Source organism: Methylobacterium oryzae (assembly GCF_021398735.1).
Classification (GTDB): Bacteria; Pseudomonadota; Alphaproteobacteria; order Rhizobiales; family Beijerinckiaceae; genus Methylobacterium.
The window spans coordinates 3,243,373-3,256,022 of sequence record NZ_CP090349.1; the positions used below are offsets into that span (position 1 = coordinate 3,243,373).

The following is a 12,650-nucleotide window of genomic DNA, read 5'->3' on the forward strand; positions in this document are numbered from 1 at the left end:
AGCCCGAGGGGGCCCGCGGCAAGATGCGGCCGGCGGGACGCAGGCCCGTCATGCGCCGCCCTTGCTAGAACGAAACGCGTACGTCGGCAACCGCTCGGTGAACGCGCGACCGTCTTCGCGAGCGCAGCGAAGCGATGACGCGGTGGAGCCAGCGGCCGCGATCGGAGTCCGGTGGCCCCAGCTTCGCCGTAGCTCGATTCGCCAAACCTTGGCCCACCTTCGGTGTTGCACCGCGGGCGCCGAGATCCACGTCGCCGTATCCCGCCCTCAGATCCACATCCCGACAGGTATCGATGCCAGCATGCGACGCGACCGATCCGGCCGCCCTCCGCGGTTCCGACGACCGCACGGCCACCCAGCAGCGCCTGTCCACGCGGCTGCTGTTCCTGATCGTGGGCATCGCCAACGCCACCTGGGCGCCCCTGGTGCCGCTGGTGAAGGACCGCGCCGGCCTCGACGCGGCGGGGCTCGGCCTGCTGCTCCTCACCTTCGGCGTCGGCTCGATCCTGGCGATGCCGAGCGCCGGGGCCGCGGCCGCGCGGCTCGGCTTCCGGCCGGTCCTGCTCGCCGGCACGCTCGCGATCGGCCTCGCCCTGCCGGTGCTGGCCGTGGGCTCCGGGCTCGTGCCGCTCACCGGGGCGCTGCTGCTGTTCGGGGCCGGGATGGGGGCGGTGGACTGCGTCATGAACCTGCAGGCCGTCGCGGTGGAGCGCGCCGCCGGGCGCCCGATGATGTCGGGCTTCCACGGCCTCTACAGCCTCGGCTGCATCCTGGGGGCGCTGCTGGCCAGCGTCCTGATGGGCACCGGCCTGGGCGCCGGCTGGAGCGTGCTGATCCTGGTCGCCGGCATCGTGGCCCTGTTCGCGGCCGCCTGGCCGGGCATCCTTCCGGCCGGCGGGACAGGGGGAAGCGGCGGGCCCGCCTTCGCGCTGCCCCGCGGCCCGGTGCTGGTACTGGGCCTGCTCTGCTTCGTGGTGTTCCTGACCGAGGGCTCGGCCCTCGACTGGAGCGCGGTGTTCCTGATCCAGCAGCGCGGGCTCGATCCGGCCTGGGCGGCGCTCGGCTACGCCTCCTTCTCGGTCACCATGACGGCCGGCCGGCTCGGCGGGGATGCGATCGTGGCCCGCCTCGGCCGGCGGCCCGTGGTGATCCTCGGCGGCCTGCTGGCGGCGGCCGGCCTCGCGCTCTCGGTCGTCATCCTGGCCTGGGAGGCGGCGCTCGCCGGCTACGCCCTGGTCGGGGCGGGCTGCGCCAACATCGTCCCGGTCCTGTTCACGGCGGCGGGGCGCCAGACCGCGATGCCCGCGCGCGTGGCGGTGCCGGCGGTGACGACGCTGGGCTATGCCGGGGTGCTGGCGGGGCCCGCGCTGATCGGCTTCGCCGCGCAGGCGCTCGGCCTGCCCGCGTCCCTGCTGATCGTGGCGGCGCTGCTCCTCGGCGTGGCGGCGGCCGGCCGGTCCCTGCGGGTGTGACCCCTCACGCCTCGGCGTTGCGCGCCATGAAGGTGGCGGGCGTCCCGTCCTCCGGGTTCACGAAGACGATGTCGGTCGGCGCCCGCCGGGGCGTGTCGATCGACAGGAACACCACCGGGTCCCCGGGCTCGAGCACCGGCATCGCGTGGACCGTGCCCTTCTCGAAGAACAGGAGCTGGCCCGGGCCGAACGCCGTCTCGGCGGCCGGATCGCCCAGCCAGACCCGGCCCCGGCCCGAGAGGCAGTAGAGGTACTCGTCGCAGGTGGCGTGATAGTGCGGCGGGGTCGGCCGGTAGATCCGGAACACCCGGGCGCTCGCCGCCTCCCGGTCGGTCAGGAAGGTGTCGACCAGGAGGGTCTCGGCGCTGTCGGGCAGACCCGCCGCCAGCGCCGTCACGTCGAAGAGGCCGGTCCCCGCCGCGTCCGCCATCACGTCCTCCTCAATCGGAAAACCCTTCGAGCACGATCTTCCCCCTGGCGCGCCCGCTCTCGACCAGCGCGTGGGCGCGCCGCAGGTTCGCGGCGTCGATCCGCCCGTAATGCTCCCCCAGGGTGGTGCGCAGGCGCCTGGAATCAACGAGGCGGGATATCTCGTCGAGGAGCGCCCCCTGGGCGGCGATGTCGGCGGTGGCGAACATCGAGCGGGTGAACATGAACTCCCAGTGCAGCGACAGGCTCTTGCGCTTGAGGAGCCCGACGTCGAGGCGCTCCGGATCGTCGATCAGGGCGAGGCGGCCCTGCGGGGCGATCAGCTCCACGATCGCGGCGAGGTGGGCGTCGGTGTTGGTCGTGGAGAAGACGAGACCCGGCGCGCCGATCCCCAGGGCCGCCACCTCCGCCGCCAGGGATCTGGAATGGTCGACCACGTGGTGGGCGCCGAGGTCGCGGCACCAGGCCGCCGTCTCAGGCCGCGACGCGGTGGCGATCACGGTGAGGTCGGTGAGTTCCCGGGCGAGCTGGATCGCCACCGAGCCGACGCCCCCCGCGCCGCCGACGATCAGGATCGCCGGGGCCGCGCCCGGCACCGGCTTGTCCACGTCGAGCCGGTCGAACAGGGTCTCCCAGGCGGTGATCGCGGTGAGCGGCAGGGCGGCGGCCTGCGCCCAGTCGAGGCTCTCCGGCTTGTGCCCGACGATGCGGGCATCGACGCAATGGTATTCGGCGTTCGTCCCCGGCCGGGTGAGGTCGCCCGCGTAGAACACCGCGTCGCCCGCGGCGAAACCCTGGACCTCCGCGCCGGCGGCGACGACGGTGCCGGCCGCGTCCCAGCCGAGCACCTTGGTGCCGCCTTCCTCCGGCTCGGCCCGCCGCCGGACCTTGGTGTCGACCGGGTTCACCGAGACCGCCTCGACCTTCACCAGCAGGTCGCGCGGGCCGGGCTCGGGCTGGGGCAGGTCGAGGTCGACCAGGGCCTCGGGATCGGTGATCGGCAGGGACTTGCGGTAGCCGACGGCGCGCATGGTGATCTCCTCGGAGTGTCGCCGCAGGAGATGCCGCCCGCCTTCACGGGCCGCAAGTACGCACATAAAACGCCACTAGTGCCGGAAATGATACCGTCGGAGACAGCCCATGCCCCGCACCCGCCGCCACACGGGCGCCTGCAGCCCCGGCTGCGCCGTCGAGGCGACGCTCCGGCTCATCGACGGCAAGTGGAAGGGCGTGATCCTCTACCACCTGCTGGAGGGGACCCTGCGCTTCAACGAGATCCGGCGGCGCCTCGCCAGCGTGACCCAGCGCATGCTCACCAACCAGCTGCGCGAAATGGAAGCCGACGGCCTGATCACCCGGACGGTCTACGCCGAGGTTCCTCCGAAGGTGGAATACAGCCTGACCGAGCGGGGGCGGTCCCTCGATCCGGTCATCCGCGCGCTGAAGACCTGGGGTGATCTGCACGCGGAATTGGCAGATACGACTCAAAACGCCGCCTGATTGGGCAAACCGGTGCCGAATATGGGCGCGACCACATAACCGGATCTTTATGACTTGGCCGGAAGGTGGCGCATCTCCCGCCGGACGGTTCCAGAACTTCCGATGCCGATCCTCGCCTCGCTCCGCGCCCGCATCCTGGCGGTGGCGCTCGCCCCGTGCCTCGCCTTCGCGGGGGCGGCGGGCCTCGCCGTGTCGGACCAGTGGGCGCGCCGCGCCGAGATGGGCCGGGTGGAGGGCCTGGTCGGCCTCGCCTCCCGGATCAGCGCCTTCGTGCACGAGGCCCAGCGGGAGCGCGGCGCCTCGAGCCTGTTCCTGGGCGCGAAGGGCGCGCAGTTCGGCCCGGAACTGGCGGCCCAGCGCGTGCGCACCGACGCGGCCCTCGCCGGGCTTCCCGAGGCCATGAAGGCCGCGACGGGCTTCGGGCCGGTCTTCCAGGCGCGCGGTGAGGGCTTCGCGCGGGCGCTGACCGGGCTGGCCGCGCAGCGCCGGGCGGTCGACGCCCTGACGGCGGCCCCGCCGCAGGCCGTGGCCTACTACACGGGCCTGATCGGGGAGGGGCTCGGCCTGGTGCGGGCCATGGGCGGCGCGATCGACGAGGCCGGCCTCGCCGCCCGGGCGAACGCCTACGCGGCCTTCCTGGCGCTGAAGGAGGCCGCCGGCCAGGAGCGGGCCGCCGCCTCGGCGGTCTTCGCCTCCGGCACCCTCGACCTCGCGGCCGCCCGCCGCCTCGCGACCCTCGCGGCCGACCAGGCGGCCTATGCCGGCCTGTTCCGGGCCGGCGCCGAAGCGGGGCAGGCGAGCCTGCTCGACGCCGCGGAGGCGACCGAGCCGTCCCGCGCGGTCGCCCGCCTGCGCGCGGGCGTGCAGGAGACGATGCCGGGGACGCCCCCGGCCTTCCGCGACGCGCCGGGGTGGTTCCGCCTCGCCTCGCAGCGGATCGACGCCCTCAAGGGCGTGGAGGATCGGCTCACCGCCGACCTGGTGGCGGCCGCGGGGGCGGCGCACGCCCGCGCCGAGCGGATGCTGGCCCTCTGGGCCGCCGGCGGGCTCGCCCTGTTCGCCCTCTCGGCCGGCCTCGCGGTCTGGCTCGGCACGGCCATCGCCCGGCCGCTCTCCCGGATGGCCGGGGTGCTGACCGCGATCGGCCGGGACGCGGGCACGGCCGACCTGACCATCCCGACCGGCGGGCCGCGCGAGGTCCGGGCGATCGCCGCGGCCGCCCTGGCGTTCCGCGACAGCGTCGCCGAGCGCCGGGCGGCCCGGGCCGCGCAGGAGCGGCTCGCCGCCGAGACCGCGGCGGCCCAGCGCGCGGCCGCCCTCGGCCTCGCCGACAGCTTCGAGCGCCAGGTCGGCGGGATCGTCGAGGCCGTCTCGGCGGCGGCGGCCCAGCTGGAGGCCTCCGCGCACGGGATGGCGCGGGCCGCCCAGGACACGACCGATCTGAGTCGGGCGGTGGCGGTGTCGGCCGATTCGGCCGCCCGCTCGGCCGACACGGTGGCGGCGGCCACCGAGGAGCTCACCGCCTCGGTCCGGGAGATCGGCGTGCAGGTCGGGTCCTCGGCGGACCTCGCGGCGAACGCCACGCGGAGCGCCGACGGCATGGCCGGAGAAGTCCACCGCCTCGCCCAGGCGGCCGGCAGCATCGGGGAGATCGTCGCGATCATCTCGCAGATCGCCGGCCAGACCAACCTGCTGGCGCTCAACGCCACCATCGAGGCGGCCCGCGCCGGGGAGGCCGGCCGCGGCTTCGCGGTGGTGGCCGCCGAGGTCAAGACGCTCGCGGAGCAGACCGCCAGGGCCACCGAGGAGATCGCCGGCAAGGTCGCGGAGATCACCGGATCGACCGAGGCCTCGGTCCGGTCGATCGGCGGCATCACGGCGGTGATCCGCGACCTCGCGCGGATCGGCGCCGAGATCGCCGCCATGGTCGAGCAGCAGGGCGCGGCCACCGCGGAGATCGCCCGGACCACCGCGCAGACCTCGCAGGACACACGCGGCGTCTCGGGCCACATGGCGGGTGTCGGCGCGGCGGCCGGCACGGCGAGCCAGGGCTCCGCCCAGGTGCTGCGGGCGGCGGCCGACCTGTCCCGGCAGGCGGGCGACCTGCGCGGCGCCGTCGAAGGCTTCCTGGCCCGGGTCCGCGCGGCCTGAAGAGAGGCTTCCGGCGGGTCGAGCCCCCTGGCGGTGTCGGGAACCGTCTCGGCGCCAGGCGGCCCGGGGAACCGATGACGGGCTTGCGGCCGCCACGACACGCCGCGCTCCCTGGGCGGCACGGCGATCCAGGGCTTCGAGGCCGAACGAGCCCACCGCCACGAAGGCCCCGCGCCGGCCGCGAGAGGGCACGGGGACGGTGCACGCCCGAAACCCCGGGGCTTCAGCGCGGGATCCGGGCCGGATCGCCTCCGGGTTTCCGGCCCCGTCGGGAATCAGTCGAGAATCAGTCGGGAATCGCGAAGCCGATCGACAGACACAGGGCCGCGACGGCCGTCAGGGCCATGGCGGCCTGACGGACCTGACGCCAGCGCGCGCTGCGCGCGCGCTCCTCCGGGCTGGCGCCGAGCTGGAGCTCGTCGTCGAAGCCCGTCACGAAGGATTCGAAGCTCGGGAAGGCGCGCCGCGCGAGCCAGATCCACACGCCGACGGCGATCAGGCCGAGGACCCAGCCGCCGTAGGTAAACGCATCGTCCAACATCCGGCGCAGCCCTCGAGACGACGCCCCCCTCGCGACTTATTCTACGGGAAGTTGCGAAGATTGCCTAGGCGGAAGAAGGGCTTCCGGTGGCGGTTCCGTGTTTCCGAACGTGTCTCGCCGGGACCGATCGGGTGCCGGTCCGGCCGCGTCCCCGTCGCGCGTCCGTCACGGCCCCGGCGGGTTCCTGTCGCTCCCCTGTCAGTCTCTCGCGCGGCCGAGGGCGTAGAGGGTGATAGCGGCGGCGTTCGAGACGTTGAGGCTGCGGATCGCGCCCGAGAAGGGGATCCGGGCCAGGACGTCGCAGCAGCCCCGGGTCCGCTCGCGCAGGCCCTTGCCCTCGGCACCCAGCACGATCACCAGCGGCCGCGCGATCGTCAGCGCGTCGAGGCTCTCGGGCGCGTCCGAATCGAGGCCGACCCGGGTGAAGCCGCGCTCGCCCAGGGCGATCAGGGCCTCGGCGAGGTTCCGGACGGTCACGAAGGGCACGTGCTCCAGGCCGCCGGAGGCGGATTTCGCCAGGACTCCAGTGGCGCCCGGCGCGTGGCGCGCCGTGGTGACGATCCCGGCGACCCCGAAGGCCGCGGCGGTGCGCACGATCGCCCCGACATTGTGCGGGTCCGTGATCTGGTCGAGCGCCAGCAGCAGCGCGTCGGCGGGCAGGTCGTCGAGGCCGGGCGCGGGCAGGGGCTCGGCCTCCAGGTACAGGCCCTGGTGGACGGCGTCCGGGCCGAGCAGGCGGCCGATGTCGCTCGGCCGCACCAGTTCCGGGGTGATCCGCACGGCGCCGCCGAACTCGGCCTCCAGGCGCGCGGCCGCGTTCTCGGTGGCGAGCAGCCGGTGCAGGCCGCGCTGGGCGTTGCCCAGGGCCTGCACCACGGGATGCCACCCGTAGAGCACGGTCGGCCCGTCGCCGCCCTCCTCCCACGGGCGGGACGCCCCGCCCGGGCGACCTCCGGACCGGGGGGCGGGGCGCCGGGGCCCGTGCGGGCGGGGCCGGGCGGGGCGTCCGCCGGGCGGCCGGGCGTCGTCGCGGCGATCCGTCATCGGGCCGCGATCGGCGAAGGGGCCCTGGGTCGGGCGAGGCTGGGTCGGGCGAGGCTGGGCCAGACGAATTCGGGCAAGGGGGGCATCGGCGCGCTCTTCTCTGAGGGCCCTGTCGGAAGGAGCCGAGAAACCGGGCGGCATCGCGCGCGTCAAGCCGGCATCACACCGGGAACTGCCGGCAGCCCTCGGGGATCCAGGGCCAGGACGATCGACGGAGCGCGCCGGCACGGCACCGGATTCCGTCGCCGACCCGTCAAGTCGGGACGGTCGCCCCGCGTAGGAATGTGGAAAACGAACTCATATTCCCTTTGTGACCTGTGCATGTGCGGGCGCGACACGGTCGTTCGTCAGAACGAACGGGCTGGTTCGCAGTAGGAAGATTATCTGGACGAATCTCTCAGAGAGTCAGTTCAGCAAGTTATATGGGGTGTCGAATTCCGCATCTGTGCCAAGGCCTTGGCCTGCATTCGCGCATTCGACTCTGCGCCGGCCCGCATCGGACTCTGCGTCGCGGCGTATCCGATTCTGCGCCCGGACGGCCGGTCGGCGTATCGGAATCTGCGCGGCGGCGTATCCGATTCGGCGCGAATCCGGGCCCGGAGCGGTGAATAACGGGGACGGACATCGAGCGGTCCCGCGTATCGGACTCTGCGTGGGATCGCCGGGAGAGGGGGTCCCGTATCGAACTCTGCGCGTGCCGGCCCGGGAGCCGGCCGTGAAGGGAGCAGTGTCGGCCCGCTTTCGGGCGTATCCCCGCGACCGGGGAAGCGTGGATAGCCGGGACAAGGCCGATCGGACGGGGGCCGCGGCGGGCGAATCGTGGCATGGCAGGATCGGGCCGTCCGTCCGCCTGGCGGATCGACGGCCCGTGTACCGCGGGCCGAGGGGCGATGAGCATCGAGGAGAAGATCGCCGGGATCCACGACTCGGACCTGCGGGCCGAGATCGAGGCGGCGCGCGGCGGCTTCCTGTTCGCGCAGATCGTCGAGCACGTCCTGCACCGTCAGCGCGAGCGCGACGCACAGGCCGCCCTCCTGGGGGAGGAGGAGAGCCGCCGGGCCGGGCTGTCCCGCGACCAGCGCCGCCGCGACGCGGTGCGCCTCGTGATCGAGAACGAGCCGGCCGTCCCGTCGAGCCTCCAGCACATCCACTCGGTCCTGGCGCTGTGCGGCCTGCCCTACCGGGACCCCGGGCCGGTGCGGGAATTCTCCCGCAGCTACGGCCGCAACTCGCTCAACCTGATCGCCGGCCGGATCAAGGACCCGGAGACCGGCGCCTTCGAGCCCCAGGGGCTGCCCTACGGCCCGAAGGCCCGGCTGGTCCTGCTGCACCTCTGCACCGAGGCCGTGCGCCAGCGCAGCCCCACCGTGAAGGTGGCCGAGACCCTGTCGGGCTTCATGCGGGAGATGGGCTTCGCGGTCACGGGGGGCGAGCGGGGCACCATCCGCCAGTTCAAGGAGCAGCTGAACCGGCTGGCCGCCTGCTCCATGCAGATCGGCCTCTGGGACGGGCGCGACAGCGCGACCACCCTCAACGTCCCGCCGTTCCGCAGCCTCGAACTGTGGCGCCCCCGCGCCGGGGAGGGGGACGACGAGGCCGGCCGCACGGTGCGCTTCGATCCCGAATTCTACGAGACCCTGATCCGGCACGCCCTGCCGGTGGACCTGCGGGCGGCCCGGGCCTTCTCGGGCTCGGCGCGCAAGCTCGACCTGCTGTTCTGGACCGGCTACCGCCTGCGGTCCCTGCAGCGGCCGCTCCGCCTGACCTGGGCCAACCTCCACGCGCAGTTCGGGGCCGAGAACGCCTCGATCCGCAGCTTCCGCCAGGCGTTCAAGGCCGATCTCGCGCATCTGCGCGAGGTGTTTCCGCGGCTGCCGCTGGTGCTCGACGACGGCGGGCTGACCCTGCACCCGGCCGATCCCAGCACGCTGCTCGTGCCGCCTCGCCCTGCGGCTAAGGGAATACGGAAACGCCTCAAGGAATAGAACAGGGATCGCTGCCTCTCATTCCCTCAGGGAATGGCTGCCTGACGGAATATGTGACGGTGGCTATTCCCTGAATGGCGCGGAATGAGATATGTGTTCCGTCCGCCTGGAAGGAACATCACGTGGCCCTGTCGGATTCCGAGATCGCGGCGCGGCTCGCCGCGCTGCGACGCCAGCGCGAGGCGCTCGATCGGGAGATCGCCGATCTCGTCCTCTACCAGGAGCTCGGCCGCCGGTTGGCGGCCGGTGGAGCGGACGCGCGGCCGGACCCGGCCCCGAAGCCCGAACCGCCGGCAGGGCCACGCCGAGACCCGGCCGACGAGCCGCCGCGGGGGCGGGACGTACGGGACGTCCTAGAGGCCCGGTCCGGATCGCTTGCCGACGCGGCGGGCGCGGCCCCCGGGCACTGGGGCGCGCGGGCCGGTCCGGCGGCGCGGTCCGCGGGGGCGCCCGGTCCCGTCGGCGCCGCCGGACCGATCCCGCCGGCGATCGCCTTCACGGAGGACGCAGCCGGCGCCCGCCGCTACGGCCGGGCCGTGGTGCAGGCGGCCTGCGCGGCGATCGCGCGGGCGGGCCGGCCGCTGCACGCGGCCGAGATCCTGGAGGTGCTCGCCGGGCAGGGCTTCACCCTTCCCGGCCGGGATCCGGTGGCGGCCCTGAACACGCGCCTGTGGAAGCGGTCCGGGCCGGGCGGCCCCCTGAACCGGGTCGCCGAGGCCACCTACGCCCTGGCATCCATCCCGGGATCCGCCCCGGCATGGCCGGGGCCGGAGCCCGCCTGAGGGGCGCCGGTCACGAAGACGTGAGGCCGGACCCCGCCGGCTCCCCCATATTGGGGGGGCGCCGCGACGGGCGATCTGCTTGGCTGCGCGCCGGCAGACGGCGTCCCGGCCGGGGAGGACGTGCATGGACAGGATCGGCCGTGATCGGATGATCGGGCGGGCGCGATGACCGCGGCGCTCGCCGCGCCGGCCACGCAGGTCTGCGCCTTCATGCTCGGCTGCGCGCTGATCCACGTCGCCCGCGCCCACGCCGATCTGATCACGCGGCTCCTCGCCGTCACGGCGGTCGGCGCGGCCGTGCTGGTGCTTCTCGTCGCGTCCCTCGACTACGCGCCGGAAGGCGGAATCTTCGACGAGGTCACCGTCTACGCGGCCTCCTGATCCGGCCGCCCGATCCGGCCGCTTGGCCCATCAGGGGCCGCTCAGTTGACCAGGCAGAAGCCCTGACCGGTGCCGATCCGGCGCTCCTGCGCGCACCAGGGCTTGGACGCGCCGGGGCCGGTCGCCGGGACCTTCAGGCTGGCGGTCGTCTGCGCGGGGTCGGCGGCGGTGCCGCGGAGGGTGAGGCCGCCGAGGGGCACCCGGCCGGGCGCGGGCCGGAGCGCGACCGGATCGGGGCCGGCCTCCGCTCGCGATCCCGGCGCGACCGCGCCGTCCGGTGCCGGGAGCGCGGGGCTCGCCGCCACCGGCTGCACCGGGTCAGGCGGGCTCAGGGTCGCGAGGCCGGGCATGTCCTGCGCCGCCGCGGCGCCGCACAGGACCAGGCAGGCGGCCGAGGCCGCGAGGAACCTGATCATCGACGAAGCTCCTGACGAGAACCATTCCGCCGGCCGGTCCCGCGGGCCGGACCTGCCGTGAGGCTGAGTCTGGCCTCCCGCTCGTTAAAGGGGCGCGAAGATTCAGGATTAACCGGTTTTGAAGATCGCCGTCTCCCCGGAGGCGGACAGCCTTGACGGCCCGCGCGGCGGGCCGCCGTCGTCCGGGAATGGAGGCCCGGCGACCGGGTGCGGACGCGGCGCGGAGCCGCTCCCGATCGCGCCGGGAACGGCTCCGCGCCGTCGTTTCGGGCCGTCGGTTCGGGCCGTGTCGCCGCGAACCGCCCCGGGTGGGCGGCGCGCCCTCCGCCCGACGGGTCTCGCCGCCGGCGGAGGGCGCCAGGGTCCTCAGTGCGCCGGGGCCGCCACCGCGGCGGCGAGCCGGTCGTGCGGGACACCCGACCCGCCCACCACCGCGATCCGGCTGCCGCCGGCGCTGCGCCGGCTCGCCCAGTCGCCGATCATCTCCAGGCAGGTGTGGTCGATGGCCGCGAGGTTGTCGGTGGCGAGGCGGACCTCGCCGCCCGCGGGGGTCCGCTCCAGGGCCGCCGTGAGGCTCGGCAGCTGCAGGAAGGTCGCCGCTCCCGACAGGCGCAGCTCCGGCACGCCGGGCACTTCGGGGGCCGCCGCGTGCTCGATCCGGAGCCGTCCCTTGCGCAGGCTCGGCAGGGCCTGGATCAGGCTCAGGGCGAGGCCGGTGAGCACCCCGGTGAGCAGGTCCACCGCCACCACGGTGGCCATCGTGGCGAGCCAGATCGCCGCGGTCAGCCAGCCGTAGCGGGCCTGCAGGTGCAGGGCGTGGGCCGGGCTCGCCAGCCGCCAGCCGGTGACCACCAGGATGCCGGCGAGGCTCGCGGTCGGCACCAGGGCCAGCAGCCAGGGCAGCACCAGCAGGAACGCCAGGATCCAGGTCCCGTGCATCACCGTGGCGGCGCGGCTGACGGCGCCCGCCTGCACGTTGGCCGAGGAGCGCACGATCACCCCGGTCATCGGCAGCGCGCCGGCGAGCCCGCAGATCAGGTTGCCGATGCCCTGCGCGCCGAGTTCCCGGTTGAACTGGGTGCGGGGACCGTCGTGCATCCGGTCGACGGCGGCCGCCGAGAGCAGGCTCTCGGCGCTGGCGATCACCGCGATCACCAGGGCCATGACCAGGATCTCGGCCTCGGCGAGGCGCGCCCAGGATTCGGCCGCCGGCAGGGCGAGGCCGGAGAACAGGGCCTCCGGCACCGCCACGCGCTTGACGGCGAGATCCCCGAATCCCGCCACGAGGCTGCCCGCCAGCACGCCGACGAGCGCCCCGGGCAGGAGCCGGAGCCGCGCCGGGCGCAGCCGCTCCCAGGCGATCATCGCCGCGATGGTGATCCCGCCGACGATCACGGCCCCGGTGCGGTCGCCCGTGCCGCTGACGAAGTTGAAGAACGCGGCCGGGATCGCCACGAGGTTGTCGAGGCCGCTCGCCCGGGGGAGGGCGTCGGTCAGGACGTGGATCTGGGCCAGCACGATCAGGATCCCGATGCCGGCCAGCATGCCGTGCACCACGGCCGGCGAGATCGCCCGGAACCAGCCGCCGACCCGCAGGGCGCCGGCGACGAGCTGGACGAGGCCCGCCACCACCAGGACGGGACCCAGGGCGTCGAGACCGTGCGCCTGCACGAACCCGTAGACGATCACGGCGAGCCCGGCGGCGGGCCCGCTGACCTGGAGCGGCGAGCCGGCGAGGAGGCCGACCACGATGCCGCCGACGATGCCGGTGATGAGGCCGCGCTCCGGCGGCACGCCGGACGCGATGGCGATGCCCATGCACAGGGGCAGCGCCACCAGGAAGACCACCACGGAGGCGGGCAGGTCCCGGGCGAGGCTCGCCCGGACGGCGCCGTCCGGGGCGAGGGCGCTCTGCAGGCTCGTGGTCAGGCGGCCGGGGGCGCGCATGG

Annotated in this window: 12 protein-coding genes; 6 read left to right on the forward strand and 6 right to left on the reverse strand. The window is 74.5% G+C overall.

Annotated features, from left to right (window positions below):
* The first annotated feature begins 293 nt into the window (after window positions 1-293).
* Window positions 294-1,472 carry an MFS transporter gene (locus LXM90_RS15450; RefSeq protein WP_020095502.1) on the forward strand — a complete coding sequence of 393 codons (1,179 nt, stop codon included), beginning with the start codon at window positions 294-296 and terminating at the stop codon, window positions 1,470-1,472.
* Between the two features lie 4 nt (window positions 1,473-1,476).
* Here the strand turns inward: LXM90_RS15450 and LXM90_RS15455 are convergent, their stop codons facing one another.
* The gene (locus LXM90_RS15455; RefSeq protein WP_234080764.1) at window positions 1,477-1,902 is read right to left on the reverse strand and encodes a cupin domain-containing protein; all 426 of its coding nucleotides are present in this window, start codon (window positions 1,900-1,902) and stop codon (window positions 1,477-1,479) included.
* A 10-nt stretch (window positions 1,903-1,912) separates the two neighbouring features.
* Window positions 1,913-2,932, reverse strand: a complete 1,020-nt coding sequence (locus LXM90_RS15460; protein WP_020095504.1) for a zinc-binding alcohol dehydrogenase family protein — start codon at window positions 2,930-2,932, stop codon at window positions 1,913-1,915.
* 109 nt (window positions 2,933-3,041) lie between these two features.
* Here LXM90_RS15460 and LXM90_RS15465 point away from each other — a divergent pair, with 109 nt between their 5' ends.
* Window positions 3,042-3,401: a winged helix-turn-helix transcriptional regulator gene (locus LXM90_RS15465; protein ID WP_020095505.1), complete on the forward strand. Its 360-nt coding sequence runs from the start codon at window positions 3,042-3,044 to the stop codon at window positions 3,399-3,401.
* Window positions 3,402-3,503: 102 nt separating this feature from the next.
* Window positions 3,504-5,552, forward strand: coding sequence for a methyl-accepting chemotaxis protein (locus LXM90_RS15470; RefSeq protein ID WP_020095506.1), 2,049 nt, complete (start codon window positions 3,504-3,506; stop codon window positions 5,550-5,552).
* Window positions 5,553-5,838: 286 nt separating this feature from the next.
* On the opposite strand, the gene LXM90_RS15475 is transcribed toward LXM90_RS15470, so the two are convergent.
* Both LXM90_RS15475 and LXM90_RS15480 read right to left on the reverse strand, forming a co-directional pair.
* Window positions 5,839-6,093, reverse strand: a complete 255-nt coding sequence (locus tag LXM90_RS15475) for a hypothetical protein (RefSeq protein ID WP_026605300.1) — start codon at window positions 6,091-6,093, stop codon at window positions 5,839-5,841.
* 198 nt (window positions 6,094-6,291) lie between these two features.
* Entirely contained in the window at window positions 6,292-7,137 is an 846-nt protein-coding gene (locus LXM90_RS15480) for a TrmH family RNA methyltransferase (RefSeq protein ID WP_083916122.1), read from the reverse strand.
* A gap of 890 nt (window positions 7,138-8,027) precedes the next feature.
* On the opposite strand from LXM90_RS15480, the gene LXM90_RS15485 reads away from it, so the two are divergent.
* The 3 genes from LXM90_RS15485 to LXM90_RS15495 all read left to right on the forward strand — a co-directional run bounded on the left by LXM90_RS15485 (window position 8,028) and on the right by LXM90_RS15495 (window position 10,285).
* Window positions 8,028-9,122 (forward strand): replication protein RepA, encoded by a 1,095-nt coding sequence (locus tag LXM90_RS15485; protein ID WP_020095509.1) that lies wholly within the window; start codon window positions 8,028-8,030, stop codon window positions 9,120-9,122.
* A gap of 122 nt (window positions 9,123-9,244) precedes the next feature.
* Window positions 9,245-9,904: a hypothetical protein gene (locus LXM90_RS15490; RefSeq protein WP_020095510.1), complete on the forward strand. Its 660-nt coding sequence runs from the start codon at window positions 9,245-9,247 to the stop codon at window positions 9,902-9,904.
* Window positions 9,905-10,069: 165 nt separating this feature from the next.
* Complete coding sequence (locus LXM90_RS15495) at window positions 10,070-10,285, forward strand: hypothetical protein (protein ID WP_020095511.1); 216 nt, start codon at window positions 10,070-10,072, stop codon at window positions 10,283-10,285.
* A 41-nt stretch (window positions 10,286-10,326) separates the two neighbouring features.
* Here LXM90_RS15495 and LXM90_RS15500 read toward each other — a convergent pair whose 3' ends face one another.
* Together LXM90_RS15500 and LXM90_RS15505 are read right to left on the reverse strand one after the other, a co-directional pair.
* Entirely contained in the window at window positions 10,327-10,701 is a 375-nt protein-coding gene (locus LXM90_RS15500) for a hypothetical protein (RefSeq protein WP_026605302.1), read from the reverse strand.
* 366 nt (window positions 10,702-11,067) lie between these two features.
* Entirely contained in the window at window positions 11,068-12,648 is a 1,581-nt protein-coding gene (locus LXM90_RS15505; protein ID WP_020095512.1) for a SulP family inorganic anion transporter, read from the reverse strand.
* Between the last annotated feature and the right edge of the window lie 2 nt (window positions 12,649-12,650).

Excerpts from the sequence above, each read along its gene's own strand:
- LXM90_RS15480 (WP_083916122.1), bottom strand. The coding sequence starts at position 7,137 with ATGACGGATCGCCGCGACGACGCCCGGCCGCCCGGCGGACGCCCCGCC.
- LXM90_RS15450 (WP_020095502.1), top strand. The coding sequence starts at position 294 with ATGCCAGCATGCGACGCGACCGATCCGGCCGCCCTCCGCGGTTCCGAC.
- LXM90_RS15470 (WP_020095506.1), top strand. The coding sequence starts at position 3,504 with ATGCCGATCCTCGCCTCGCTCCGCGCCCGCATCCTGGCGGTGGCGCTC.
- LXM90_RS15500 (WP_026605302.1), bottom strand. The coding sequence starts at position 10,701 with ATGATCAGGTTCCTCGCGGCCTCGGCCGCCTGCCTGGTCCTGTGCGGC.
- LXM90_RS15505 (WP_020095512.1), bottom strand. The coding sequence starts at position 12,648 with ATGCGCGCCCCCGGCCGCCTGACCACGAGCCTGCAGAGCGCCCTCGCC.
- LXM90_RS15460 (WP_020095504.1), bottom strand. The coding sequence starts at position 2,932 with ATGCGCGCCGTCGGCTACCGCAAGTCCCTGCCGATCACCGATCCCGAG.
- LXM90_RS15495 (WP_020095511.1), top strand. The coding sequence starts at position 10,070 with ATGACCGCGGCGCTCGCCGCGCCGGCCACGCAGGTCTGCGCCTTCATG.
- LXM90_RS15455 (WP_234080764.1), bottom strand. The coding sequence starts at position 1,902 with ATGGCGGACGCGGCGGGGACCGGCCTCTTCGACGTGACGGCGCTGGCG.
- LXM90_RS15475 (WP_026605300.1), bottom strand. The coding sequence starts at position 6,093 with ATGTTGGACGATGCGTTTACCTACGGCGGCTGGGTCCTCGGCCTGATC.
- LXM90_RS15485 (WP_020095509.1), top strand. The coding sequence starts at position 8,028 with ATGAGCATCGAGGAGAAGATCGCCGGGATCCACGACTCGGACCTGCGG.
- LXM90_RS15465 (WP_020095505.1), top strand. The coding sequence starts at position 3,042 with ATGCCCCGCACCCGCCGCCACACGGGCGCCTGCAGCCCCGGCTGCGCC.